Origin of the sequence: Variovorax glucosi (assembly GCF_051216695.1) — a bacterium.
In the GTDB taxonomy this organism is placed as follows: domain Bacteria; phylum Pseudomonadota; class Gammaproteobacteria; order Burkholderiales; family Burkholderiaceae_C; genus Variovorax.
On the sequence record NZ_JBPJZE010000002.1, the window covers coordinates 355874 to 380845 of the forward strand.

At 65.5% G+C, this 24972-nt stretch carries 18 protein-coding genes and 1 tRNA gene; 4 read left to right on the forward strand and 15 right to left on the reverse strand.

What is annotated here, in order from left to right; all coding sequences use genetic code 11:
• Positions 1-36 precede the first annotated feature (36 nt).
• Positions 37-2781 carry a hybrid sensor histidine kinase/response regulator gene (locus ACSFA3_RS10050; protein ID WP_435505301.1) on the forward strand — a complete coding sequence of 915 codons (2745 nt, stop codon included), beginning with the start codon at positions 37-39 and terminating at the stop codon, positions 2779-2781.
• A 42-nt stretch (positions 2782-2823) separates the two neighbouring features.
• Positions 2824-3450, forward strand: a complete 627-nt coding sequence (locus tag ACSFA3_RS10055; RefSeq protein WP_435505302.1) for a glutathione S-transferase family protein — start codon at positions 2824-2826, stop codon at positions 3448-3450.
• A 30-nt stretch (positions 3451-3480) separates the two neighbouring features.
• On the opposite strand, the gene ACSFA3_RS10060 is transcribed toward ACSFA3_RS10055, so the two are convergent.
• The 7 genes from ACSFA3_RS10060 to ACSFA3_RS10090 all read right to left on the reverse strand — a co-directional run bounded on the left by ACSFA3_RS10060 (position 3481) and on the right by ACSFA3_RS10090 (position 13466).
• Positions 3481-3555, reverse strand: a tRNA-Arg gene (locus tag ACSFA3_RS10060).
• 40 nt (positions 3556-3595) lie between these two features.
• Entirely contained in the window at positions 3596-7711 is a 4116-nt protein-coding gene (locus tag ACSFA3_RS10065; protein ID WP_435505303.1) for a translocation/assembly module TamB domain-containing protein, read from the reverse strand.
• A 45-nt stretch (positions 7712-7756) separates the two neighbouring features.
• Positions 7757-9658, reverse strand: coding sequence for an autotransporter assembly complex protein TamA (locus tag ACSFA3_RS10070; protein WP_435505304.1), 1902 nt, complete (start codon positions 9656-9658; stop codon positions 7757-7759).
• 105 nt (positions 9659-9763) lie between these two features.
• Entirely contained in the window at positions 9764-10657 is an 894-nt protein-coding gene (locus ACSFA3_RS10075; protein ID WP_435505305.1) for a 2OG-Fe(II) oxygenase, read from the reverse strand.
• A 151-nt stretch (positions 10658-10808) separates the two neighbouring features.
• Positions 10809-11996 (reverse strand): vWA domain-containing protein, encoded by a 1188-nt coding sequence (locus ACSFA3_RS10080; protein WP_435505306.1) that lies wholly within the window; start codon positions 11994-11996, stop codon positions 10809-10811.
• A gap of 5 nt (positions 11997-12001) precedes the next feature.
• The gene (locus tag ACSFA3_RS10085) at positions 12002-12598 is read right to left on the reverse strand and encodes a GNAT family N-acetyltransferase (protein WP_435505307.1); all 597 of its coding nucleotides are present in this window, start codon (positions 12596-12598) and stop codon (positions 12002-12004) included.
• A gap of 13 nt (positions 12599-12611) precedes the next feature.
• On the reverse strand, positions 12612-13466 hold the full coding sequence (locus ACSFA3_RS10090; protein WP_435506196.1) for an AAA family ATPase: 855 nt from the start codon (positions 13464-13466) through the stop codon (positions 12612-12614).
• Positions 13467-13592: 126 nt separating this feature from the next.
• Here ACSFA3_RS10090 and ACSFA3_RS10095 point away from each other — a divergent pair, with 126 nt between their 5' ends.
• A complete protein-coding gene (locus tag ACSFA3_RS10095; RefSeq protein ID WP_435505308.1) occupies positions 13593-14276 on the forward strand; it encodes a c-type cytochrome in 684 nt (227 codons plus the stop codon).
• A gap of 49 nt (positions 14277-14325) precedes the next feature.
• Here ACSFA3_RS10095 and ACSFA3_RS10100 read toward each other — a convergent pair whose 3' ends face one another.
• From ACSFA3_RS10100 to ACSFA3_RS10115, 4 genes are all read right to left on the reverse strand, one after another.
• Positions 14326-14760, reverse strand: coding sequence for a DUF1841 family protein (locus ACSFA3_RS10100; protein ID WP_435505309.1), 435 nt, complete (start codon positions 14758-14760; stop codon positions 14326-14328).
• A gap of 40 nt (positions 14761-14800) precedes the next feature.
• On the reverse strand, positions 14801-15535 hold the full coding sequence (locus ACSFA3_RS10105) for a hypothetical protein (RefSeq protein WP_435505310.1): 735 nt from the start codon (positions 15533-15535) through the stop codon (positions 14801-14803).
• A gap of 110 nt (positions 15536-15645) precedes the next feature.
• A complete protein-coding gene (locus tag ACSFA3_RS10110; RefSeq protein ID WP_435505311.1) occupies positions 15646-17187 on the reverse strand; it encodes an alkaline phosphatase in 1542 nt (513 codons plus the stop codon).
• A gap of 37 nt (positions 17188-17224) precedes the next feature.
• Positions 17225-18682, reverse strand: a complete 1458-nt coding sequence (locus ACSFA3_RS10115; RefSeq protein ID WP_435505312.1) for an alkaline phosphatase — start codon at positions 18680-18682, stop codon at positions 17225-17227.
• 110 nt (positions 18683-18792) lie between these two features.
• On the opposite strand from ACSFA3_RS10115, the gene queC reads away from it, so the two are divergent.
• Positions 18793-19515, forward strand: a complete 723-nt coding sequence (queC, locus tag ACSFA3_RS10120) for a 7-cyano-7-deazaguanine synthase QueC (protein WP_435505313.1) — start codon at positions 18793-18795, stop codon at positions 19513-19515.
• Here the strand turns inward: queC and ACSFA3_RS10125 are convergent.
• The 4 genes from ACSFA3_RS10125 to gspE all read right to left on the reverse strand — a co-directional run bounded on the left by ACSFA3_RS10125 (position 19473) and on the right by gspE (position 24962).
• Entirely contained in the window at positions 19473-21296 is a 1824-nt protein-coding gene (locus tag ACSFA3_RS10125) for an ABC transporter ATP-binding protein/permease (protein ID WP_435505314.1), read from the reverse strand. The two genes, queC and ACSFA3_RS10125, sit on opposite strands and share 43 nt — an antisense overlap.
• 91 nt (positions 21297-21387) lie before the next feature.
• Entirely contained in the window at positions 21388-22290 is a 903-nt protein-coding gene (locus ACSFA3_RS10130; protein ID WP_435505315.1) for a 5'-nucleotidase, read from the reverse strand.
• Positions 22291-22294: 4 nt separating this feature from the next.
• Positions 22295-23530 (reverse strand): type II secretion system inner membrane protein GspF, encoded by a 1236-nt coding sequence (gene gspF, locus ACSFA3_RS10135; protein WP_435505316.1) that lies wholly within the window; start codon positions 23528-23530, stop codon positions 22295-22297.
• 10 nt (positions 23531-23540) lie between these two features.
• Positions 23541-24962: a type II secretion system ATPase GspE gene (gspE, locus tag ACSFA3_RS10140; protein ID WP_435505317.1), complete on the reverse strand. Its 1422-nt coding sequence runs from the start codon at positions 24960-24962 to the stop codon at positions 23541-23543.
• Positions 24963-24972 lie beyond the last annotated feature (10 nt).

Consider the following 24972-nt stretch of genomic DNA (forward strand, 5'->3'; position numbering starts at 1 on the left):
GAAATGCTCCCGCTCTCAACAAAGGAATAGACACAGATGACTTCGAAAGCCGTCTGGCCACGATTGAGGCCGCGTCTCGGAAGCATTCAGGCCCGGCTCGGCTTGGCGCTCGGCGTGCTCGTGCTCGTCGTCTGTGTTTCCCTCGCGCTCCTGCTTTCCAGGGCAGCCGAGACCCAGGTGGTCCGTCAGAGCGGTGCCAACCTCGAAGTGCTGTCGCGGCAACTCGCGCGCGAACTGTCGGCCGGCATGAACGGATTCACGCAGGCCGTCATCACGCAAACCTACCGGGATCGCTTCAGGGACCCGACCGCCACGGCGGCATCCATGCGCGAGGCGCTCGATGAGTTCGTACGCACCAACAGCGACTTTGCGTTCGTCTCGATCATCGATGCGAAGACCGACATCGTGGTCGCAGCCAACGGCGGGATCTTCGAAGGCGGCAGCGCGACCGGCAGGCCCGTGCTGGAGCAGGGCAAGCGGGGCCTGTTCGTAGGCGATGTCCACAAGGCCGTCCGCCTGGCGGAGCTCCTGCCCAAGCCGGCCAACGGCGAAGCGCTGCGGTTCCTCGACGTCAGCGCGCCGGTCCGCGATGCGGCCGGCAACATCATCCGCGTGTTTGCGACGCACATCGCGTGGCAATGGACCGATAACATCCGCTCGAGCACTTTCGGGCCGCTGAAGGAAGGTTTCGGTGTCGATGCCGTTCTGATCGACTCCGAGGACAAGGTCGTTCTGGCCGCGTCGTCCGACCTTCCGATCGGTACCGATCTGCGCGCTCTCGTCGCCCTGCAGGACAGGTCGGCGTCGGTCGTCAAATGGCCGGGCGGCGGCGATTACCTCACCGTCGTCTCGTCGACCGCGGCGCACGGCGACTTTCCCGGCTTCGGCTGGCGCGTGATCGCCAGGCAGCCGCTGGCAATGGCTGCGCAGGCGGCCAGCAACCTGCGGACGGCTTTCCTGCTCGGCGCCATCGTCCTCGGACTCGTCGGGGCGTTGCTGGCCTGGTGGGCTACCGGGCGATTCCTGCGCCCGATCCGCCAGCTTGCGCAGGGTGGTGACGACACGCGGATGGCGGCGATATCGGCGATATCGGCGTTCGAAAAAGGACCCGATTCGAGATCGGCGTCGGGATCGCTGAGCGAAGTCGCCGGCGTGCAGCGCGCCATGGAGCGCATGGCCCGGACGACGCGCACGCAGGCCGCGGCGCGACACCTGAGCGAGCAGCAGTTCGCAGCGTTGGCAGATTCGATCTCGCAGCGCGTGTTCCAGACCGATGCGAGCGGCCGGGTCGAGTACGTGAACCAGGCCTGGCTGCGGATTTCCTCGACGCCGGAGCAGTTGCTGCGACGGCCGCTGGAGACGCTTTTCGAGCAGGACACCGGCGCCGTACTGCTGCAGTCCTGGCCGGCCAGCCTCAAGACCGGCATGCCGCTGAACATGCGCTGTCTTCTGATGCCGCACGGCCAGACCGAATCGCACTGGTACGACATCACCGCGCGCCCGGTCTCGGACGAGGCCGGCACGACCACCGCCTGGGTCGGCACGCTCGTCGACGTGCATCAGGTGGTGCTGGACGCCCAGACCGCGCGCCAGGCGCTGCGTGTCGAACGCTCGGCGCGCGAGGAGGCCGAGCAAATGAGCAAGTTGCGAGACGACTTCCTCGCCGTCGTCTCGCATGAGCTTCGCTCGCCGCTGAACGTGATCTCCGGCTGGGCGGAAATACTCCGGCGCAAGGGCCAGAACGATCCGACCGCCATCAAGGCCGCCGAAGTCATCCGCACGCACGCGCGGCAGCAGGCGGCACTGATCGACGATCTGCTCGATGCGACCGCCGTTGCGGCCGGGAAACTCGTGCTCAATCTGCAACCCACCGATCTCTCCCAGGCAACGGCCGACGCCGTGGCGGCTCATCTGCATGCGGCCCAGACCAAGGGCGTGGCGCTGAACCATTCGGAGTCGCCGCCCTGCATCATCCAGGGCGACCAGCGTCGCGTGACGCAGATGCTCGCCAATCTGATGGACAACGCCATCAAGTTCACCGACGCCGGCGGCGCGATCGACGTCAAGGTGCAGATCTCGCAGTCGGAAGTCCGTGTGTTCGTGCACGACACCGGCCGCGGCATCGATCCCGATTTCCTGCCGCATGTGTTCGAGCAGATGCGTCAGCAGGATTCTTCGAAGACGCGCCGCGCCGGCGGGCTCGGCCTGGGACTTTCCATCGTCCAGGGTCTTGCGGCACTGCATCGCGGATCGGTGACAGCGCTCAGCAAGGGACTCGGGCAGGGCTCGACCTTCATCCTGCGCTTTCCGCTCGACACCGTCGGCGGCATCGTCGGCCGGCCGTCGCCTTCCGTCGGCGAGGATGCCGACGTCATCGAATTGCTCGGATGCCGCATCCTGCTGGTCGACGACGAGCCGGACGCACGCGAGATGGCGCAGGTCGCGCTCAACAGCCTTGGCGCGCTGGTGAGCGTCGCGGCTTCGGGCGCCGAAGCGCTGAAGATCCTGGAGTCGTCGTCGAGCCGGTTCGATGTGCTCGTCTCCGACATCGGCATGCCCGAGATGGACGGCCTGATGCTGATCAGGCAGGTGCGCAGGAATCCGAACATGCGGTATCTCCCTGCGGTGGCGCTGACGGCGTTCGCCATGGAATCGGATCGGCTCGCGGGCCTGAGCGCCGGCTTCCAGGCTTACGTCACAAAGCCGATTTCGCTGAGACGGCTGTCCGAAGCGGTGGCACAGGCTCTGGCTGGCGAAAAGGGAGTTGTGGCGAGCCGGTGAAGATTCTCCGGTTCGATTGAAATTCGATCTGGAGATTTATTCATGGCAGAGATGACTCTTTGGGGCTTTGACGGTTCGACTTACGTACGCACCGTCAAGATGCTTCTGGCTGAAAAGCAATTTACCGACTACGAACAGGTGCCGCTGAACGTATTGAAGGGCGAGCCTAAAACGCCCGAACACCTGGCGCGGCATCCGTTCGGCAAGGTGCCGGTGCTCGACCATGCAGGCGTGAGAATCCTGGAGACATCGGCGATCGTCCGATACCTGAACGATGTTGTGCCGGGAAAAGCGCTGGTGCCTGCCGATCCGAAGGATCGCGCGCGAATGGACATGACGATGGGGCTCGTCGATTCCTACGGGTATGGCGCGATGGTGGGTGGCATCGCCGCCTACTACCTGTTCCCCGATTTCGTCGGTGGCAAGAACGAAGCGATGCATGAAGACGGCATCGATAACGCCCGCAAGCTCGTCGAACTGCTGATGAAGATCAGGGGAGACTCGCAATTCATCGCCGGCGAATTGAGTCTCGCGGATCTTTATCTCGCACCGATCGTGGCTTATGTGTCGATGACGCCGGACATGGGCGGTTTGACCGATATTGCGGGATTCGGGGACTGGTGGGAAGCGGTGCAGGGGCTGGAGAGCTACGAGAGCACGAAGTCCTGAGGGCTTTTGTGGTGGCTCTGGTGCTGGTGCTGGTGCCCTCGACAGGAATCGAACCTGTATCTGAGTCTTAGGAGGACCCCGTTCTATCCATTGAACTACGAGGACCGAAGGCAACTTTCGCGAAGCCGCGACTTTATCAGCTACCTCAGTCGTACTTCACCGTATAGATCAGATCCATCGCACTTAACTGCCCGGCTTGGCCGCGCAACGTGAGCCGCTGGGTCAGGTCGTAGAAGATATAGAGCGTTCCCAGAGCGCCGGCCAGGCTGCTCTCGTAGGTCACGTAGAAGTCCTTCGACAACCGCTTGCCCAGCGTGACGCCGGATTCGCGCAGGTCGCCGCCGCTCGGACCCTTGAAGCCGATTTCGTCCAGGCCCAGCTTGCTTGCCAGGCTGCCGCCAGAGCCGCCCTTGCCGAGTCCGCCAAGCAAGGCGAGCGCCGCCTGTTGCATCAGCACCGATTCCCCGCCGCTGCTGGCCGACGCGCGGCCGAGCACCACCCATGACAGCGTTTCCACATCCGACAGCGCCGGCTCCGAATACAGCCGCACACGCGGTGCCTGCGCGGTGCCGGTGACCTGCACGCCGGCACGCTGGGTGATGTTCGGTCGGATCGCGAGGATGTCCAGCGACGGGTTGTCGTACGGACCGTTGAAGCGCGCGAGACCGGTTTCGACATCGAGCTGCTGGCCGTAGGCGCGGTACTGGCCCTTGACGGTGCGGACTTCGCCGGTGATGCGCGGCGGCGCGTTCATCGAGGTGCTGCGAATGTCGAGCGCGCCTTCCAGCCGCGTGGTGATGCCGCGTCCCTGCACCGCGAAATCCCTGCCGAGGTCGAAGGTGATCGCTACATCCGGCGGCTTGGCTGTCTGCGGGCGGGCGGCTTGCGCGTCGGTGCGCTCGGTTTCCTTCTGCGCCTTGGCCGCTGCCTCGCGTTCCTTGGCTGCGGAGCGCACGACGACATCGCTGCCGAGGCTCGGCGCGGTTTCGTCGGGCAGGATGATGACGGCGCGGTCGGTGGTCAGCTTGCCGCGCAGGCTGAACTGGCCGTCGTCGAGCCGCGCTTGCAGATCGCCTGAAAGTGTGACCTGACGGTCGGAACGCACCAGCACGCGCAAGCTGCGCAGCTGAGCCTGCAGCGCCATCCGGATGCCCGAGCCTGCGCCGCCGGCACTCGCAGCCGGAGCCGAACCCCAGCGCAGCTCACCGCGCGCCGACAGCGTGCCGCCGTCGCGAGCCGCTTCGCTTGACGTGGTGCTCAGGTTGCCGCTCTGGCCCGCGATGCGCGCGCCGCTGCCCATGCCGCCCTTGAACGTGAATTCGGTGATATCGACGCGGTCGCCCGACAGCGTGGCGCGCAGCCTGCCGTCGCGCAGGTCCAGGCCTTCGACGAGCGCGCGCAGTGCCAGCTTGTCGGCGCCGAGCGTACCGTTCCAGCGCGGCGCGGCGCGATTGCCCGACAACGTGGCGTCGGCATCGAGCGTTCCGGCGATGCGCCAGCCCGGCGGCGCGAGCATCGACCAGACGCCCAGGCTCGGCATGCTGGCCTTGACGGTGCCGTTGAGCGGCGCATCTTCCGGCCATTGCCAGCCGCCGTCGCGCTGCGCGAAGCGGGTTCCTGCTTCGGCGCGGATGACGCCGGCGCGTTCGCTGTCCCAGACCAGCCGGGCGGTGACTGCGTCGCCCTGCGCATCGAGCCTCAGTTCGGCCTGGCGCAATCCGGCGGGAGTGCTCGGATTGCTGTTGCCGGGACCGGCCGCGGAATCCATGGTGATTTCGCTGGCGGTGCCTGTGCCTCGGCTCACGATCTTCGTGACCAGTGCAGCCTCGCCGGCCTGTACGCGGATGTCGCCGCTGCGGCGCGCGAGCTTCGCGCTGGCGCGCAGCGTGTCGCCGGCGTCGATGTCCCATTCGCCGTCGAAGATCAGGTCGCCGGTGATGCCCAGCGTGCCGAGCGATTTGCTGGCGTCCATCGCTTCGGCCCAGGCCATCGGCAGGCCCTGCATGCGGCCCTTGGACTGCACGCGGATGCCGCCTTGCGCGCCGCTGCCGGTCTGGCGGAAGCGGACCGGCTCCCAGTCGAGCCGCACGGTGCCGGGTACCGGACCCTGCAGCGTCACGCCGCCGGCAGAAGTGTCGATTTCCAGGCCGCCGGGCGAGGTGCGCACGTTCGCCGACAGCGGATCGCGCAAGGCCACCTTCCACGGACCGGGCCGCGTGCTGTCCATGACCTGCAACTGCAGGCTCGCGACAGCCGCACGCCAGCGGTTGGCGCTTTCGAGGGCGCCGCTCGCGCGCGTCGTGAGATTGATCTTCTGCGTGCCACGCGTCGCTTCGCCTCGGAGCGCCAGCGTGGCTTGCGCCAGACTGCCCGAAAGTTCGGCATTCACGCCGCGCAGCAGGATCGGTTGGGCAACCGGAGCTGCTGCGCCGGCCGCTGGAAGGCCAGCGGGCAGGCGGATGTCGAGTCGCGGCGCCGTCAGCGTCGCCTGCACGGTCGGCTCGACGGTGCCGCGCGGTGCCGGCGTCGTTGCATTCTGCAGGCGTCGCTGCACGGCCTGCCAGCCGCCTTTCCAGCTTGCGTCGAGTTGCACGTTGCCATCTGCAGTAGCGCCTGCGAATACCTTGGACAGGCCCGGCAGACGTTCGATCCAGCGCTGTGCGACCGATGCATCGTCGATCCGCGCCCTGAATTCGCCGCCGCCGGTATTCGGCGCGATGCTGCCCTTGACCTGCGCGTTGCCGCCCGGCACAACGACTTTCAGATCGCCGCTTCCTGCCTGATCGGCCACGCGCACCTGCAACTGACCCTGAACGCTGGCTTGCGCGGCCTCGATGCGCAGCGCGCGCAGATCGAGGATCTGGTCTTTCCACTGGCCCTGCGCCAGCGCGCGGTCCAGCCGTATGCCCTGCAGCGCCGCGGAACCGGCCTGCCCCTGCGCCTGCAGTGCGACATCGAACAGCAGCGCGGCATCGCTCTTCTGCTCGACGCTGGCACGGCCGCTCACCGGCGCCCCTGCCAGCTGGGTGTGGATGGCGCCGAGCTGCACGTTGCTCACGGTGGCGTCGACCCGCCATGGCTCCGGCGCCGGGCTCCATTCGCCCTCGGCCTCAATGCGGCCGCCGCCCGCGCGCACGATGGCTTCGGGCACGGTCCAGGTCTTGCCGTCGAAGCTGGCCCGGCCTTCGATCCGCTCGACCGGCAGGCCGCCGCGGTCCCAAGGTCCGGGTTTTCCGTTGCGGATGTCGGCTGCTATTTCCCAGACGGTCGCAGCGGCGGGCGCAGCACCTGCCGTTGCGGTGGCGGGACCGGCCTTGACCTTGCCGGTCAGCAGTGTCGACGGCAAGGTCGGCAGGAGCACGGCCAGATCGATGTTGCGCAGATCGGCATCGGCGTCGATCACCGGCTGCGGCTGCCACGGCGCGATGTTCGCGCGCAGGCGGGCCTGCATCGGCGCTGCGGCGTCCGGCGTTGCGGGGTCGATCGCGGCGGTCACGGCCAGCCGCGCGTCGGCGCCGGCCAGATTGCCCTTGGCTGTGGCTTTGGCGATCAGGTCGATGCTGCGACCTTCGGTAAGCGGCGCCTTGACGCTGCCGTCGATGCCGGCGTCGAGCGCCATCGAACCGTCGCCCTGCAGCGCGACCTTCGCGCTGTAGTGACCGTCCTGGATGTCGACGCCGTCGACGACCAGCGTGTGCAGCGACGGCGCCCGCACGTAGCGGTAGTTGCCGGCAAGATTCTTCGCTTCGAGCACCGGCGGACCGGCCCAGCGCAGCGTGTCGATGCGGAAGGACAGGTCGACATCGACCGGCAGCACGATCTGCTGCAGTGGCGCCAGCGGTTCCGAGGGTTTCTCCTCGACGGGACCGCGACGTTCCAGCAGCACCTGCGATGCCCTCACTTCGCCGAGTTGCACCTTGCGGTCGAACAGCGGTTTCAGCAACCAGCCGATGTCTGCGTCATGCACCTCGACCGACAGCGTCGGGCTCTGCCACTGGAGGAAACCGATGCGTCCGCCGGTACGCAGCGAGCCGGTCACGTCGCGGCTTTGCAGCGTCTGGCCGGCCGGCATGTACTGCGCGGCCTTGGTCAGCGCGAAACCCAGCGACTGATTCGAGCCTAGCCACCACCATGCGCCCGCTCCGAGCGCCATCACGAGCACCAGCAGCAACCCAAACGTCCACGCGATCGCACGCAGCACGCGACGGGTGCGGCTACGGCCGGGATTGCGCGGTGTCGAAGGCGTTTCGGTGGGCTCCATCGGTCAGGATCGTCTTTGCGTGCGTTGAATGCGTTTGTCTGGAAACTAGAACGTGAAGCCGAAGCGCAGGTGCAGCCTGAACCTCTTGGTGTCGACGCCGTAGCCGATGTCGGCCTGCACCGGGCCGACCGGGCTGCGCCAGCGGGTACCCACGCCGACGCCGACCTTGGCCTTGAGCGCGCCGATGCTGTCCGCCACCGAACCCGCATCGACGAAGACGGTGCTTTCGAAATCGCTGAGCTTGCCGTTCCAGACCACCGGCCGCTGCCATTCGACGCTCGCCACGTTCATGTAGCGCCCGGCGACGACGCTTCCGTCGGCGCGTACCGCGCCGATCTGCTGGAAGCTGTAGCCACGGACGGTGGTGTCGCCGCCGGTCAGGAACATCAGCGTCGACGGCACCTTGGCGTTGTCGCTGGCAATGACCGCGCCGCCTTCGAGGCGAAACTGCAGCCGGCTGCTGCGGGCGATGCCGCCGTCGGTACCGCGAACCTGGCCGATCGGCAGCAGGCCGAGATAGCGCGCGTAGCTTCGGACGAAGGGCAGGCTCTCGCCGATGAGCGTCTGGCCGACGCCGAGCTCCAGCGCCAGCCCCTGGCCGCGCGTCGGCGATGCGACATCGTCGAAATAGCGACCCGTCCAGCCCCAGTTCGCGCTGATTGCCGCGGCCGACGGAGGTGCGTTGTCGCCGCGGTTCTGCGAATAGTCGTACTGCAGGAAATAACTGCGGTCGATGTGGTCGCCGATCTTTGCGCGACCGCCGCGCACCCGTCCGCTGTCGACGTCGTAGGTGCCGGCGTTCTGGCGCTGTAGGCGGCCCGAACCGAAATTGCGCCAGCCGTTGTCGTCCGGTATGCCGTTCCATTCGGTGGTCAGCGACTGTGTCACCCGGTCGATGGAAAGCTTGGATACCGCGCGCCAGCCCAGGAGCGGCATCTGGTTGTGCACGTGGTCGAGCGATACGCGCGGCCCGCCGTCGGTCGTGAAGCCGACGCCGAGCACCACCTTCTGCAGTGGTGCCTCCCGAACCTGGGCGATCACCGGCGCAGCCTCCGGGTCGGTTCCTTCGGTATCGAGCGTCAGGAAGACGGAGTCGTAGTAACCGCTGCTGGCGAGGCGCTGCTGCGCATCGAGCAGTTTCTGCTGGTCGTAATCGGTGCCGGTCGGCACGCGCGCGATGCGGCGGGCGCCATCGGCCGAATACCGGTCGGCGCCGTTGACCTTGATCTGTCCGAAACGATAGGCCGGACCCGATTCGTATGTCACACCCAGCGTCGCCTCGCCACGATCGGCGTCGATCTCGGCGCGGCTGCTGGCAATATTGGCCGTCGCATAGCGCTTGGCCGTGAGATTGCGCAGGCCGATGGTCTTGGCGCTGTCCCAGCCGGGCTGCGTGAACAGCTGCCCGGTGCGCAACGTCCAGGCGGAGCGAATCGCCTCCTGTCGTGCCGCAGCCACCGTATCGCCGGGGCGTGTGATGGCGCCGCTGAAGCGGATATCCACGGGTCCGACTCGCGTCTGCTCGCCGGGTTCGACCGTCACCGTTACCTCGCGCGGCGTTTTCGAGCCCGGCGTTTCTTTCAGCTCAAGCGTCAGCGTGGGCGTGAAATAGCCCAGCGTAGCGAGCAGTTCACGTGCGTTGGACTCTGCAGCGACCATCAGACGTGACAGCTCCGTTGCGCCGAGATCGCGAATCTGACGGTAACGCTGGATTTCCAGATGCTGCGTGAGGTAGTCGCGAACGGCGTCGGGACCTTGCACCTTGAGTGAGAAGGCATCGCCGGTCGCGCGGTCCGAGGAAGATGCGTCGGCCACCGGCTGCGCGCCGGTTTCCGTCGAATCCTGCTTCGGCAGCAGACTGCAGCCTCCGAGAAGGAGGACGCTTGCCGCAAAAAGAAACGCCGGCACGAAAGCCGGCGTGAGAGATATGGGAGCCACCCTGAACATCAGGGCATTCTGCCAGCAAGCCTGACTTGCTTTTTCAAGCGAGCATGGCAATCGGGATTTGCCCGGCCACGTCCTACAAAGACGCGCGAACGGTGTTGCAGCAGCTCAACGATCGCGGATCTTGCGCGCGATATTCCATGCGATCGGCGGCGTAAGCGCGCGGATGGCAGCTTTTGCGCGATCGATGCGGCGCGGCTTCATGAAGAGCGAAATCGACTCTTCCATGCCATGCTTTCCTGCCGTCGGGCTGGTGTAGAAGTACGCGGCCACCGAGCGGCGAGGGCGGCCGTCCGGCGCATTGAGCGGTTCGGGATGGCCGTGGAAGCTTGCCGGGCCGTGCGGCATCAGCAGCGTGTGGCCGAATTCCGGCATCACGCGGGTGATGCAGTTTTCCTTGCGGGCATCCCAGAGTTCGAGCGTCGAGCCCCATTCACGCTGCCAGCCGCGGTTCAGGTACGTGATGAAAACCATCTCGTTCTTCAGGCCGTTATGCGGATGCAGGTTGAAGTCGCGGTGCACGGCAAACGATCCGCCCGTGCGACTTTCGTGCAGACCGCCGCCGAATCGCTGCGGATCCGGCAGGAGGTAGGGGCGGCCCGTCACGTCGGACAGCCAGGCCGTGAACCAGCCGGCGCTCACCGTGTCGAAATACAGCTGCGAAGCCGGGCCGAGATTGGCGCCCAGCGTCGAGCGCCGGGTGCTTTCATAGCTGCTCTGGACGTCGCACCAGCCGGTTTCGGCGCGCATGTCGAACTCCTCGAGCACCAGTTCCAGCAGGGCCGGGTGAAACAGGTTCTCCAGCACCAGATGCGGGAAAGGTGCTGCGACCATCAGCTGGTCGTGCAGACGTTGCCGGCCTTCCGACGTGAAAAGCGACCGGTCGACCAACTCGTCCATTGCAAGGCGCACGCCACGGATCGTGACGATGCTGCTGGATGCGTTGTCGGAAACCACGCGAAGTTGCGGGGAAGACGGCGGGAAAGAGAGCAGTGCAGACATGAAATTACCTCCAAGGGCAACGAGTAAAGTAGGACCTTCTTCTTATTCTTTACAAATCCTCTGAGGCGAATGTAACTGAAAGTTCTATAAAAAGTAACCCTTTTTCCTATAACCCTTAAGTCATAGCTCGCACAGTCATCCAAAGTGTGACTTATTTGGAAAGTAGTCGCATCGCTTCTTCCAGGCCGCGCAGCGTCAGCGGGTACATGCGGTTCGACATCAGTTGCTGGATCACGGAGATGCTTTGGCGGTACTGCCACACACCCTGTGGCTCCGGATTTATCCAGGCGAAGTGAGGAAAAGCGTGGGTCAGCCGCTGTAGCCACTCGGCCCCGGCTTCCTCGTTGTTGTATTCGACGCTGCCGCCCGGTTGCAGGATTTCGTAGGGGCTCATGGTCGCGTCGCCGACGAAGATGAGCTTGTAATCCTTGTTGTATTTACGCAGGATGTCCCAGGTCGCGAACTTTTCCGCGAAGCGCCGCTTGTTGTTTTTCCACATGAAGTCATAGACGCAGTTGTGGAAGTAATAGAACTCCAGGTGCTTGAATTCGGTCTTCACGGCCGAGAAAAGCTCCTCGATGCGCTGCACATGCTCGTCCATCGTGCCGCCCACATCCATCAGCAGCAGCACTTTCACGTTGTTGTGCCGCTCCGGACGCATCCTGATGTCGAGGTAGCCCGCATTGGCCGCCGTCGACCGGATCGTGTCGTCGAGGTCGAGCTCTTCCTCATGACCCTGGCGGGCGAACTTACGGAGCCGACGGAGCGCGACCTTGATGTTGCGCGTGCCCAATTCCTGCGTGTCGTCGTAATCCTTGTAGGCGCGCTGGTCCCAGACCTTGACCGCGCTCCGGTTCTTGCCGGCACCGCCGATGCGCACGCCCTGCGGGTTGTAGCCGCCGTGACCGAACGGCGAAGTGCCGTTGGTACCGATCCACTTGTTGCCGCCTTCGTGCCGTTCCTTCTGCTCTTCGAAACGCTTCTTCAGCGTTTCCATGAGCTCGTCCCATCCCATCTTCTCGATCCGCGCCTTTTCTTCGGGGCTGAACTCGCGCTCAAGCGTCTTGCGCAGCCAGTCGAGCGGTACTTCCCTGGTGAAGTCGTTCAACATCTCGACGCCCTTGAAGTAGCTGGCGAAAGCGCGATCGAACTTGTCGAAGTGCTTTTCGTCCTTCACCAAAGTCGTACGGCTCAAGTAATAGAAGTCGTCCATGCCGAAGGCGCCGTCCGATTCCGGCCCGACCACGCCGGCTTCGAGCGCTTCCAGCAGTGTGAGGAATTCCTTGACCGAAACCGGCAACTTCGCCGAGCGCAGCGTGTAGAAGAAGTCGATCAGCATGACGGTCAGTCTCGCGGCCGTGCGAGCAGATAGTTCAACTGCGCCTTCACTTCCGGCCATTCGCCTGCCGAGAGGCTGTACATGACGGTGTCGCGGACCGTACCGTCGCGCCGCATCGCATGGCCGCGCAGCACCCCGTCCTTTTTGGCGCCGAGCCGTTCGATGGCACGTTGCGAGGCGAAGTTGAAGTTGTCGGTCCGCCAGCCGACGATGTTGCAGCCGAGCACCTCGAATGCGTGCGTGAGCATCAGCAGCTTGCAGGTGGTGTTGACGTGCGTGCGCTGGCAACGTCTGGCGTACCAGGTGAAACCGACTTCGACCCGTTTCGCCGCGGGCACGATGTCGTGGAAGCTGGTGGTGCCGAGCACGGTGCCGGTCGCCTCGTCGGTGACGGCGAACGGAAAGCGGTGGCCGGCCTCGCGGCCCTGCAACGCCATCTCTATATATGTATGCGTTTCCTGCGGCTCTGGAACGGAGGTGACGCGGAGCGTCCAGAGTTCGCCGTCGGCCGCGGCGGCGGCAAGGCCATCCTCATGCGCAAATGACAAGGGAACCAGCGCAATTCCGCGCGATTTCAGGGTGACGGGTTCGACAAAAGCCATGCTTGTCGATGCCTCAGCGGTTGTTGCGCTGCATGAACACCAGCTTTTCGAACAGCGTCACGTCCTGTTCGTTCTTGAGCAGCGCGCCCACCAGCGGCGGCACGGCCACCTTGTCTTCCTTGCTGTGCAGCGCTTCGAGCGGAATATCCTCGGCCACCAGCAGCTTGAGCCAGTCGAGCAACTCCGATGTCGACGGCTTCTTCTTCAGCCCGGGCAGGTTGCGGACGTCGTAGAAGGTCTTCATGGCCGAAGCCAGCAGTTCCTGCTTAAGGTTCGGGAAGTGGACCGCGACGATGCTCTTCATCGTTTCCGCGTCCGGAAACTTGATGTAGTGGAAGAAACAGCGGCGCAGGAACGCGTCGGGCAGCTCCTTCTCGTTGTTCGACGTGATGAAGACCACCGGCCGGTGCTTCGCGCGGATGAGTTCGCGCGTCTCGTAGCAGTAAAACTCCATGCGGTCGATTTCGCGCAGCAGGTCGTTCGGGAATTCGATGTCGGCCTTGTCGATCTCGTCGATCAGCAGCGCCACCGGCTCGTCCGCCGTGAAGGCCTGCCACAGCACGCCCTTGACGATGTAGTTGTGGATGTCCTTCACGCGCTCGCCGCCGTCGACGTCCGCCAGCTGCGAATCGCGCAGTCGGCTTACCGCGTCGTATTCGTAGAGGCCTTGTTGCGCCTTGGTCGTCGACTTGATGTGCCATTGCAGAAGCGGCAGTCCGAGTGCCGTGGCGACTTCCTCGGCCAGCATCGTCTTGCCGGTGCCGGGTTCACCCTTGACCAGCAACGGGCGCTTGAGAGTGATCGACGCATTGACCGCAAGCATCAGGTCTTGCGTGGCGACGTAATTGTCCGAACCCTTGAATTTCATGGATGTCATCGAGCTGGGTGGATGGATCGGGTTTGCGATGGGTCCCCGGCACAGGGCTGAAGAGGGCCCCCGCATATAATCAAATGTGAATTTGAAACTGTTTCTCCACGAGATTGTGCGCGCAAAATGAACAAGTTGAAGACCACGATGTTTGCCCTCGCTGTCGCTTGCGTGACGGTTTCGGTCCATGCACAGACACCTTCAGGCAGTGTCGAAAACGGCGGCAAGAAGAACGCCATGTGCATCGGCTGCCACGGCATCGTCGGCTACCAGTCCAGCTTTCCCGAAGTTCACAAGGTACCGAAAATCGCCGGTCAGAGCGCCACGTACATCAGTGCCGCGCTGACCGCCTACAAGACCGGCGACCGCAAGCATCCGACGATGCGGGCCATCTCCGATTCGCTGACCGAACAGGACATCGCCGATCTCTCCGCGTATTACGCACAACTCGGCCTGAAGCCCGAAGACGCGCCGCCAGCCACCGCGGCGAAGGCACCGAGCGAGCGCGTGCAGGCGCTGATTTCCCGCGACAAGGAAAACGCCTGCACCAAGTGCCACGGCGCGAACTTCAACACACCGAACGACGGCACCGTGCCGAAGCTCGCCGGCCAGTATTCCGACTATCTCTTCGTGGCGCTCAAGTCGTACAAGGTCGAGAACCATGCCAGGCTCGGTCGTGCGAACGGCATCATGGGCGGGCAGGCCAAGAAATACAGCAACGCCGAGATGAAGGAACTTGCGAGCTACATCGGCTCGCTGCCCGGCGAAGTGAAGACGGTGACCGAGTCGCCGTTCCACAGCAGCAAGTAAGCGCAGGGGCAGGGCAAGGCAGGGCAGGCCGCCGAGGCCTGCCGGTCTTTCAGTCCCGCGTTGCGTGCCTTTGCACGCAGTCGATGTAGGCGTCGCCGTCCGGCGGACGTCCGGCGCGCTGGCTCTCCCACATCATCCGTCCAAGACATTCCATCGCATCGTGGTGCGCATCGAGCAGCGACCCGCGTCGGGCAGCCAGCAATTCGACCGCCTGTCGAATGCCGCGCGGCTGATCGATGGAGCACTGTTCGCTGATCGACAGGTGCATCGACAGATGCAGAAACGGATTTTCGCGGCCATCCTTGCCGTCATAGACCCGCGCAACTGCGGCATCGGCATCCGCGAGATCGGTGGCGTACTCGGGATGGGCGTCGATCCAGCCGGCGGCGATGGTCTCGAGCGCCTCCATCGGCTGGCCGTTGCGGGACTTGGCGTAGACGTTGCAGAAGAAGCGCCGCACTTCTTCCTGGGTGGGATTGAACATTCGGACGAATTTAGCATCCGCCGACATGCAGGGCGGCTGGTCAGTCCAGCAGGTCCGAGTAGTCGCCCCGATCGAATTTCTCGCTCGCAGCCCACGGCGTAGCCAGCGGAGCCGGCAGGCGCGAGGCGGTCAGCAGGTCATAGCTGAGGCCATGCGCACCGGTGCGCTCGATGCGGCGTGGAAACTGGCCGGCCACGTCCCAGTCGACCAGGGTCGTCTGCTCTGCCTGGCGCGCGCGATAACGCTGCACGCCGGCTTTCGCGGTGCCGACCGGCTCCATCTTCTTCAGGCTGGCCGGCGTGATCAGCCAGTAGGTGGCATCCCACGAGCCGCCATAGCCAACGTTGCCGTGATGCGCGCGATCGACCTCGATGATTCGCCGCGTTTCGTTCAGAACGACTTCGACGCGCTCCTGCCCGTCCGCCGCGCGGCTCACGCGCAGCGGCGCGCCCTGCGCCTCGTCGTGCGCATGCCCGGCGTGCGGACCGTGCGCATGCGAATGGTCGTGCGCAAGGCTTTCACGCAAACCCGCCGGCAATTCGCGCTCGGTCCAGACCGATCCCTTGCGGCGGTACATCAGATTGGTGTAGCGGCTTTCGCGCTGCACACCGTCGTTGCCGACCACGCGATTGAAGTACGTCAGCCGCAGATCGATGGCCGGCGCGGCTTCGACGGCAGCGGTGGTTGCAGCGACGGCAGCGGCGTTGACTGCAGCACCGGATTGCGCCTGCGCACCCGGAGCCCAGACGCCTGCCAAAACCAGACAGGTTGCCAACGAAATTCCGGAGACACCGAGGAACCGGCTTCGCCGGGCCTCTGGTGTCGCCCCCTGGAAGGGGGTTAGCGAAGCGACACGAAGTGCGCGAAGACTGGGGGTGAGCTGTCTCACAGGCCCGCCGCTTCTTTCACCTTGGAGAACACCCGCGTGTTGTCCATCGTGCCCTTGAAAATCTTCGCGCCCGCGCCGCCGGCGAACAGCATCACGTCGCCGCCGCCGTGCGTCTCGGAACCCGGCGTGCCCAGGTTGATGCCGACTTCCTGCAGGAAGTTGTCCTGGGTGGTGTCGACGTTGGTCAGGTCGTCGCGCACCGCGCCGCGTGCCGGCGCGACCCACGGCTTGTTGCCGTCTTCGGTATTCACCTGGCTGGCGGCGGTCGCGTTCGGGCGGCCGCCGTTGCCGAAGACCAGCGTCGTGTACGGCTTGCCGTCGGCGGCCTTGGCCAGTTCGTTGGTCTGGTAGTCGCGGACCTTGCCGAGGATCGGATTGCCGATGCGCGTGTAGCCGTTGAATGCGATGGCGTGGTCGTGGTCGGCCGTGACGACGACCAGCGTGTTCTTCAGGCCCGGGTCCTTCTTTTCCATGTAGGCGAGCGCGGTGTCGATGGCCTTGTCCATCGCCAGCGTGTCTTCCAGCGCGCGCTTGGCATTGCTGCCGTGCAGCGCATGGTCGATGCGGCCACCTTCGACCATCAGGAAGAAGCCCTTGTCGTTGCGGCTCAGCACGTCGAGTGCCTTCTCCGTCATCTGCGACAGGCTGGGCTGGTCGAGCTTCTGGTTCACGCGGTCGAGTTCGTAGGCCATCTCGCTCTGCGAGAACAGGCCGAGCAGCTTCGTCGCCTTGGTCGCATCCAGCGCCGAGAGCTTGGTTCCGCTGTCGACGTAGCTGTAGCCCTTGGCCTGCATCGCGGTGACGAGGTTCGCATCGTCGGTGCGCTTGCTGCTGGCATTGACCGACTTCGGCAGGTAATTGCGCTGTCCGCCGCCCATCAGCACGTCGACGCCGTCGCCGAGCAGCGTGTTGTAGCGCGGATTGCCGGGCACCGACTGTTCGGCGATGGTGTTGTAGCCGTTGCGGTTGCAGATGTGGGCGTAGGTCGCGGCCGGCGTTGCATGGCCGACACGGGTGGTCGACACGGCACCGACGGCGCGGCCCTTGGCTTTCGACAATTCCAGCAGCGTCTGCGCCGGCTTGCCGTTGGTGGCGGCACAGGTGGTGTCCTCGCCGTTGATGAACTGCGTGCCGTCGGCTGCGTAGGCCAGCGTGTCGGACGACATCGAGATCACCTCGTTGTTCGCCTTCACGCCGGTCATGTAGGCCGACATCGAGGGCGCGCTGTCGGTGGTCTGGCCGTCGTTCGAGAAGGTCTTGACGCGCGCCGCATAGGCGAGCGACTGCATCGTGAGCTTGGCGCGTTCGCTCGTGACCAGCGAGCCGGGCGTGGCGGCAAGCTGCTTCTCGCCCTTGTAGATGCGCGCTGCAGTCACGGTGACCGGGCCCATGCCGTCGCCGAGGAAGAAGATCACGTTCTTGGCTTCGCCAGCGGCCAGGGCCGTGCCGCCGAAACCGGTCAGGGCGCAGCCGAGTGCCAGCGCCAGCGGTGCGCGCGTCAGGGATGCGAACGGGGTGTTGCGGAAGATGGTTTTCATGTCGATGTTTTCCTTGTGTTCGGATGCGGTCGCGGGCTCAGAGACCGGCGGCCTTCTTGATGAGACCGAACACTTCGTTGTTGGTCAGCGAGCCGGCGAAGTTCTCCGCGCCCTGGCCTTGCGCGCCCAGGAACACGTCGCCGCCGCCGTGGGTCTCCGATCCCATCTGCACCACGGCTTCCTGCAGGTAGTCGGCGCTTTCGAGTTCGGTCGAGTCGATCGGGCCGCGCGTCGCCAGGCGACGCGGGCCGTTGCCAAAGCCGAGGATCGTGTACGGATTGCCGTCCACGTCCTTCGAGGACGCGCCGTCGACGTAGTTCTTCACCAGGCCGAGCACGCCCGGCTTGCCGGCTTCGGTCTTGCCGGTGCGCTTGGCATAGCCGTTCATCTGCAGCGTGTGGTCGTGGTCGGCGGTGACGACGATCAGCGTGTTCTTCAGGTCCGGGTCGATGACCTTCATCTTGTCGAGCGCGACCTTGACGGCGTCGTCGAAGGCCACGGTGTCCTGCAGCGCGCGGCGGGCGTTGGTGGCGTGCAGGGCGTGGTCGATGCGGCCGCCCTCGACCATCAGGAAGAAGCCCTTCTTCTTGCGTGCGACGAGTGCGTCGATCGACTTGGAGGTCATTTCGGCCAGGCTCGGCTCCTTGGCGGGATCGCGGTCCAGGTCGTAGGCCATGTGGCTCTTGGTGAAGATGCCGGCGATCTTCGTCGTGCCGTCGACGGGCAGCTTGTCGAATTCCGTCCTGTTGGCCGCGAAGCTGTACTTGGCCGCCTTGAGTTCGGCGACCAGGTCGCGCTTGTCGTTTCGCAGGCCGCCGGACTCCTTGGGTGTGAAGTAGCTGCTGCCGCCGCCGAGGATCACGTCCACGCCGTCGGCCAGCTTGGCGTTGTAGCCGCTGCCGCCGGGCACGAGCGCGGCGGCGATGGTGTTTTCGGCGTCGCGGTGGCAGACGTGCGAATAGGTGGTGGCCGGCGTGGCGTGCGTGATGCGCGCGGTGCTCACGACACCGGTTGCGTAGTCGCCGGCCTTCATGATTTCCAGCAGGGTCGCTGCCGGCGTGCCGTTGCCGGTCGCCGGGCAGGTGCTGTCGAAGTTGACGTGATACGCCTTGCCGGCGGCGTCGGTCGCCTGCGTGTCGGGCGACATCGAGATCACCTCGTTGTTCATCTTCACGCCGGTCATGTAGGCAGCCATCGAGGGTGCGCTGTCGGTGACCTGACCGTCGTTCGAATAGGTGTGGATGAAGGCCGTCTCGGGCAGCGTGTCCATCGTCAGTTCGCCGTCTTCGCCGACCTTGTAGATGCGCGACGCGGTCATGGTCGTGATTCCCATGCCGTCGCCGAGGAAGAAGATCACGTTCTTTGCGGATGCGACCGGCGTCGCCGGCGTGGCGGGCGTCGTCGGTGTGTTCACCACGTCGTTCGAGTTGCCGCCGCAGGCCGCCAAGGCCAGCGACAGGCTCAGTACGGACGGGTAAAAGAGTTTGTTCTTCATGAAGATTCCTGAGGGGCAGCCGCGCGGCGGCGCACTTTGATATTTCGGGACAGCGCGGACTCTAGGAAGGTGCTGTGACGCTGCCGTGACGGCGCTGCGAAAATGCAACCATGCACACCACCGCTCTCGTCCTGTTCTCCGGCGGCCAGGATTCCGCCACCTGTCTCGCCGATGCGCTCGAAAAATACGAACGCGTCGAGACACTCGGCTTCGACTACGGCCAGCGCCACCGCATCGAGCTCGACGTCCGCCACACCGTGCGCGAACGCCTGCGCGAACGTTTCCCGCACTGGGCGCCGCGCCTGGGCGACGACCATCTGCTGACCGTCGATGCGCTGTCGCAGCTCGGCGGTTCGTCGCTGACCGAGGAAGTCGCCTTCGCGATGCAGGCGGACGGCCTGCCCAACACCTTCGTGCCGGGTCGCAACCTGCTGTTCCTGGCGCTGGCCGGCGCGCTGGCCTACCGGCGCGGGCTGCAGGTGATCGTCACCGGCGTGTGCGAAACCGACTATTCAGGCTATCCCGACTGCCGCGACGACACCATGAAGGCGATGCAGATCGCGCTGTCGCTCGGGCTGGAGCGCCGCCTGGTAATCGAGACGCCGCTGATGTGGATCGACAAGGCGCAGACCTGGTCGATGGCCGAGCGCCTCGGCGGCAAGGCGCTGGTCGACCTGATCGTCGAGGAAACCCACACCTGCTACCTCGGCGACCGGGTGCACCGGCACGAGTGGGGCTACGGCTGCGGCACGTGCCCGGCGTGCGAACTGCGGGCGAATGGTTGGGCGCGCTACGTGGAAGCGGCGCCGTCTTCGAGCTTGAACGCCGGCTGACCCGGAGCGGCGTCGCCTCGTGCGGCGGCTGTCCTGAACTGCCAGCGCCGGCCATGAAACGCCCCCAGCGTCGAGCGATGCGCGATCGACACGATGGCGCCGCCGCGTTCCTTGGCCTGCGCCACGAGCCGCTCGTACAGCGTGGCTTCGGCGTCTTCGTCGAGCGCGCTGGTCGCTTCGTCGGCCAGCACCCAGGCCGGCTTCTTCAGCAGCACGCGGGCGATGGCCAGGCGCTGTTGTTCGCCTCCCGACAGCTTCTGGCTCCAGGCGTCGGGGCGGTCGAGCTGGTCGATCAGTTGCGGCAGGAGCGCATCGCGCAACGCCTGCTTCAGTGCGGCGTCGCCGAACGCCGTGGCCGGCTGCGGATAGGCCAGCGCATCGCGCAGCGGGCCGTCCGGAAAGTACGGTCGTTGCGGGATGAACATGGTGTCGACGGGCAGGGCGACGTTGCCGCGCGCATGCGGCCAGATCCCGGCGAGCGAGCGGAACAGGCTGGATTTGCCGCTGCCCGACGGACCATGGACCAGCACCGTGTCGCCCGGTGCGACATGCAGATCGGTGCCCGCGAGCAGCGTCGAACCGTCCGGCAGATCGACTGTCAGCCCGTTCGCATCGATGGCGTTGCCCGAGCGCTGCGAAGCGAAGGCCGGGTTTTCGCGCGACTCGGCACTCAGGCTTTCCTCGAAGCCGGCGAGCCGGTCGGTGGTGGCTTTCCAGATCGCGATGGACATGTAGTTGTCGACCAGCCAGCTCAGCGAATCCTGCACGCGGCCGAATGCCGAGTTGATCTGCATCAGCTGCCCCAGCTGGATCGCGCCGCTGAAATAGCGGGGCGACGCGACGATGAGCGGAAAGATCACGGCAGCCTGACCGAAGAAGCTGCTGAACCAGGTGAGGTTCTTCTGGCTTTTGACGAGCTTGAAATAATTGCCCATCACGGCACCGAAGCGTGTGTCGAGCTGCCGACGCTCGACCGGCTCGCCGCCGTCGAGCGCGATGGATTCGCTGTATTCGCGCACCCGAACCATGTGATGGCGGAAGTTCGCTTCCATCGCCTGCTGCTGAAAATTGAGCCTGACCTGCGGACGTCCGATGAAGTGCGCGATCACGCTGCCGACGCCGCAATACGCGACCGCCGCCCACAGCATGTAGCCCGGAATCGTCCATGCGCCGCCGCCGAGAAATGCCGGCGCGGTGAATTCGAGCGACCCGCTCAGCGACCACAGGATGCCGACGAAGCTCAGCAGCGTGACCAGCGAATTGAGCATGCCCATGCTCAGCGTCACGGTGTAGCTGGTGAACAGGTTCAGGTCTTCCTGGATGCGCTGGTCCGGGTTGTCCGGGCTGCGGTTGGAATCGTTCGTGAAACGCGCCAGCTCCATCCGGTAGAAGGCCTTGTGGGCCAGCCAGCGCGACAGGTAGTGGTCGGTCATCCAGGCGCGCCAGCGCAATTCGAGCACCTGCGTCAGGTAGAACTTGTAGACCGCGATCACGATGTAGATCAGCGCCAGCCAGCAGAAACGGACGATCTGCTGCCAGAACACTGCCTGGTCCTTGTTCTGCAGCGCATCGTAGAAGACGCGATACCACTCGTTGATCTGCACCAGCATGTAGACCGCGCCGAGGTTGAGCAGCACGATGGCGAGCAGCATGCCGCGCGCCTTCAACTTCTCCTCCGAGCGGAAATACGGCGCCGTCAGCGAGGCGACGCGGCGGATGGTTTCGATGAGTGGCGGCTTTTTCGGTGTCGTCGTGTCGGTCGTGTCGGTCGTGGAGGGCATGCAGGCACCGCGCAAGTTGCGCGCCAGGGAGTCGTGGATCTCGCCATCCTAGCCACCGAACCTCCGCCAGCCTTAGACGAAACTGAAACCGTCAGCGCAGGTTGCTGATGCCGCTCGACACATGACCCGACGGCACGTGCCGCGACGCCGAATCGACATGCCCGGTCTGGTCGTCGAAGAAGAAGTCGGGCTCGAACTCGCGCAGGAACGGGCCTTTTTCGAGGCCGCCGAGGAACATCGCCTCGTCCACCGCGAGGCCCCAGTTCATGAGCGTGTTGATGGCGCGCTCGTGGGCCGGTGCGCTTCGGGCAGTGACCAGCGCCGTGCGGATGCGCATGCCGGAGATGCCGGCCTGTTGCTGCAGTTGATAGAGCGCAGCGAGCAGCGGCTTGAAAGGGCCGCCCGAAAGCGGCAGCGCAGCCTTGTCGCTCTCGTGCGACTGGAACGCGGCGAGGCCGTCGGTCTGGTAGACGCGCTCCGCCTCGTCGGAAAACAGCACGGCGTCGCCGTCGAACGCGATGCGCAGTTCGCCGGGATAGTTCATGCCGGCAGCGACGGAAGCCGTCAAAACGCGCGCCGCTGGAAATCCCAGCTGCAGCGCCTCGTTCACGTCCTGCTCGTTGGCCGAAAGGAACAGGTGCGCGCCGAGCGGCCGCAGGTACCTGAACGGATCGCGCCCCTGCGTGAACACGCCGCGCTGCAATTCCAGTCCGGCGTCCTGCGCCGAATGGAAGATGCGCAGTGCGGTGACCGGGTCGTTGCGCGACAGCAGCACCACTTCGACACGGCGCGCTGTGGCTGTGTTGAAGCGCAGCAGCTTGTGCACGAGCGGAAAAGCCACGCCCGGCTTGGCCGGTTCCTTCAGCCGCTGCTGCTGCAGCTGCATGTAGGGCTTCGGGTCGGCGGCATCGAAGATGCGGTTTTCTTCCTCGAAGTCGAACAGCGCTCGCGACGAGATCGCCACCACCAGCTTGTCGTCGAGCGAGACGGCCATCTGTCTATTTGACGAATTGATTCAGCTGAATGATCGGCATCAGCACGGCCAGCACGATCAGCATCACGACGCCGCCCATCGCCACGATCAGCAGCGGCTCCAGGATCGTCGCCAGATGCAGTGCGCGGCGCTGCACTTCGGCGCCGAGCTGGTTCGATGCGCGCTGCAGCATCAGCGGCAGCGTGCCGGTCTGCTCGCCGAGCCGCGCGAACATCGAGACGATGCCCGGGAAGCGCTTCTTCTGCGCCAGCGCCGAGGCCAGCGGCGCGCCTTCGCGCACCAGCACCAGCGCGTCGAGCGCATCGGCCCGCATCGCGCGGTTGCCCAGCGTTTCGGCTGCCGCCTGCAATGCACGCAGGATCGGCACGCCGGCGGTCGCCAGCATCGCGAGCGTGCTGGCGAAGCGCGCGGCGTTGTAGCCGCGTGCCAGCTTTCCGATCAGCGGCAGGTTGAGCCAGGCGGCATCGAACTTCTCGCGGAAGGCGTCGCGGGCCAGCGCGACGCGCATCGCGAAGCCGCCGACGACCAGCACGATCAGCGCGAGCCAGCCGTAGCTGCGCACGAAAGCGCTAAGCGCCAGCATCGCGACGGTCAATACCGGCAGCGCGCGCTTGGTACCGGCGAAAACGTTCGCCACCTGCGGCACGACGTAGCTGACCAGGAAGATCACGATCACGATCGCCACCAGCGTGACGATGGCCGGATACAGCGCGGCACCGACCAGCTTCTGCTGCAGCGCCTGGCGCTGTTCGAGGTCGTCGGCCAGCTTGTCGAGCACCAGCCCGAGATTGCCGCTGTGCTCGCCGGCACCGATCACAGCCGTGTAGATCGGCGAGAACTCGCGCGGATGCTGCGCCAGCGCACGCGCGAAAGGCGAACCGGCATTGACTTCGGCGCGCAGCGAAGCGATGAGGTCGCGCTGGGGCTCGGTTTCGGCTTCGTCGGTGAGGGCGGTCAGCGCGCGTTCGAGCGGCAGGCCGGCGGAAACCAGTCCTGCGATCTGCCGTGTCCATACGGCGAGGCCGGTCGAATTGAAGGCGCGTCCGCGGCTGAACAGCGGGCGTCTGGCTGCCGTGCCGTCCGCCTTGAGCACGCCCGGCTGGCCGACCACCGCGACGTCGAGCGGAATCAGTTTCTGCGCGCGCAGCATGCCGCGTGCGGCGCGGGCGGTGTCGGCCTCCAGCACGCCCTTGCGCGCCTGGCCCTGTTCGTCGATCGCTTCGAAGGAATAGGCGGGCATCGCGTCCCGCTCAGTCGCGTGTCACGCGCAGCAATTCGGCGCGTGACGTGATCCCGGCCGCCACCAGCCGTTCGCCGTCGGCGCGCATCGAGCGCAGTCCGCCGCGTTCGCCGGCCGTGAAGATCTGGCTCTCGGGTGCGCGGCTGTGGATCAGCGACTGCACCGCATCGTCCGCGACCAGCAGTTCGAAGATGCCGGTCCGGCCCTGGTAGCCGGTCTGGCCGCAGGCATCGCATCCGACCGGCGTCGCTTCGCCTTCGACGCTCGAATGCACCGCGCACACCGGGCAGAGCTTGCGCACCAGCCGTTGCGCCAGCACGCCCAGCAGCGACGAGCTCAGCAGGAAGGGTTCGACGCCCATGTCGGTCAGCCGCGTGACGGCGCTGACCGAGTCGTTCGTGTGCAGCGTGGCCAGCACGAGATGGCCGGTGAGCGAGGCCTGGATGGCGATCTGCGCGGTCTCGAAATCGCGGATTTCGCCGATCATGATCACGTCCGGGTCCTGCCGCAGGATGGCTCGCAGCGCCTTGGCGAAGGTCAGCTCGATCTTCGCGTTGACCTGGGTCTGGCCGACGCCCGGCAGCTCGTACTCGATCGGGTCTTCCACCGTCATGATGTTGCTGCGCCCGGCGTCGAGCCGGCTCAGCGCCGCATACAGCGTGGTCGTCTTGCCGGAACCGGTCGGGCCGGTCACCAGGATGATCCCGTGCGGCTGGCCGATCAGCGTCTCGAAACGGTCCAGCGTGTCGCCCTGCATGCCGACGGCCTCGAGCGTGAGCTTGCTTTCGTTCTTGTCCAGCAGTCGCAGAACGGCACGTTCGCCGTGGGCACTTGGCAGAGTGGAAACGCGCACGTCGACCGCGCGCGTACCGATCCGCAGAGAAATGCGGCCGTCCTGCGGCAGGCGCTTTTCGGCGATGTCGAGGTCGGCCATGATCTTCAGCCGTGAGATCAGCGCCGCATGCAGCGCCCGGTTGGGCTGCACCACTTCGCGCAGCGTGCCGTCGATGCGGAAGCGCACCGACGACGTGCGCTCGTAGGGCTCGATGTGGATGTCGCTCGCACCGTCGCGCGCCGCCTGCGTCAGCAGCGCGTTGAGCATGCGGATGATCGGCGCGTCGCCGGCCGATTCCAGCAAGTCCTCGACGGCGGGCAGCTCCTGCATCATCCGCGACAGGTCGGCTTCGCCCTGGACTTCGCTGACGACCGCGGCGGCATTCGATTCGCCATGCGCGTAGGCCGCGCTGATGCGCTGGGCCAGTTGCGGTCCGTCGAGCGCCTCGAACGCCTTGACGTCGAACCGGCGGGCGACTTCGCTCAGCGCACTGCGCGGCGGCGAGCGCGGCATCCAGAGCGTGCAGCTGCCGTCGTCGGCCTGTTCCAGCAGCAGTTGCTGTGTACGCGCGAACGCATAGGGCAGGGGATAGCGCACGGCAATGACC

What these genes read in the sequence shown, in the direction of transcription:
- ACSFA3_RS10050 (WP_435505301.1), top strand. Translation starts at nt 37, where the DNA reads ATGACTTCGAAAGCCGTCTGGCCACGATTGAGGCCGCGTCTCGGAAGC.
- ACSFA3_RS10055 (WP_435505302.1), top strand. Translation starts at nt 2,824, where the DNA reads ATGGCAGAGATGACTCTTTGGGGCTTTGACGGTTCGACTTACGTACGC.
- ACSFA3_RS10065 (WP_435505303.1), bottom strand. Translation starts at nt 7,711, where the DNA reads ATGGAGCCCACCGAAACGCCTTCGACACCGCGCAATCCCGGCCGTAGC.
- ACSFA3_RS10070 (WP_435505304.1), bottom strand. Translation starts at nt 9,658, where the DNA reads ATGTTCAGGGTGGCTCCCATATCTCTCACGCCGGCTTTCGTGCCGGCG.
- ACSFA3_RS10075 (WP_435505305.1), bottom strand. Translation starts at nt 10,657, where the DNA reads ATGTCTGCACTGCTCTCTTTCCCGCCGTCTTCCCCGCAACTTCGCGTG.
- ACSFA3_RS10080 (WP_435505306.1), bottom strand. Translation starts at nt 11,996, where the DNA reads ATGCTGATCGACTTCTTCTACACGCTGCGCTCGGCGAAGTTGCCGGTT.
- ACSFA3_RS10085 (WP_435505307.1), bottom strand. Translation starts at nt 12,598, where the DNA reads ATGGCTTTTGTCGAACCCGTCACCCTGAAATCGCGCGGAATTGCGCTG.
- ACSFA3_RS10090 (WP_435506196.1), bottom strand. Translation starts at nt 13,466, where the DNA reads ATGAAATTCAAGGGTTCGGACAATTACGTCGCCACGCAAGACCTGATG.
- ACSFA3_RS10095 (WP_435505308.1), top strand. Translation starts at nt 13,593, where the DNA reads ATGAACAAGTTGAAGACCACGATGTTTGCCCTCGCTGTCGCTTGCGTG.
- ACSFA3_RS10100 (WP_435505309.1), bottom strand. Translation starts at nt 14,760, where the DNA reads ATGTTCAATCCCACCCAGGAAGAAGTGCGGCGCTTCTTCTGCAACGTC.
- ACSFA3_RS10110 (WP_435505311.1), bottom strand. Translation starts at nt 17,187, where the DNA reads ATGAAAACCATCTTCCGCAACACCCCGTTCGCATCCCTGACGCGCGCA.
- ACSFA3_RS10115 (WP_435505312.1), bottom strand. Translation starts at nt 18,682, where the DNA reads ATGAAGAACAAACTCTTTTACCCGTCCGTACTGAGCCTGTCGCTGGCC.
- queC (WP_435505313.1), top strand. Translation starts at nt 18,793, where the DNA reads ATGCACACCACCGCTCTCGTCCTGTTCTCCGGCGGCCAGGATTCCGCC.
- ACSFA3_RS10125 (WP_435505314.1), bottom strand. Translation starts at nt 21,296, where the DNA reads ATGCCCTCCACGACCGACACGACCGACACGACGACACCGAAAAAGCCG.
- ACSFA3_RS10130 (WP_435505315.1), bottom strand. Translation starts at nt 22,290, where the DNA reads ATGGCCGTCTCGCTCGACGACAAGCTGGTGGTGGCGATCTCGTCGCGA.
- gspF (WP_435505316.1), bottom strand. Translation starts at nt 23,530, where the DNA reads ATGCCCGCCTATTCCTTCGAAGCGATCGACGAACAGGGCCAGGCGCGC.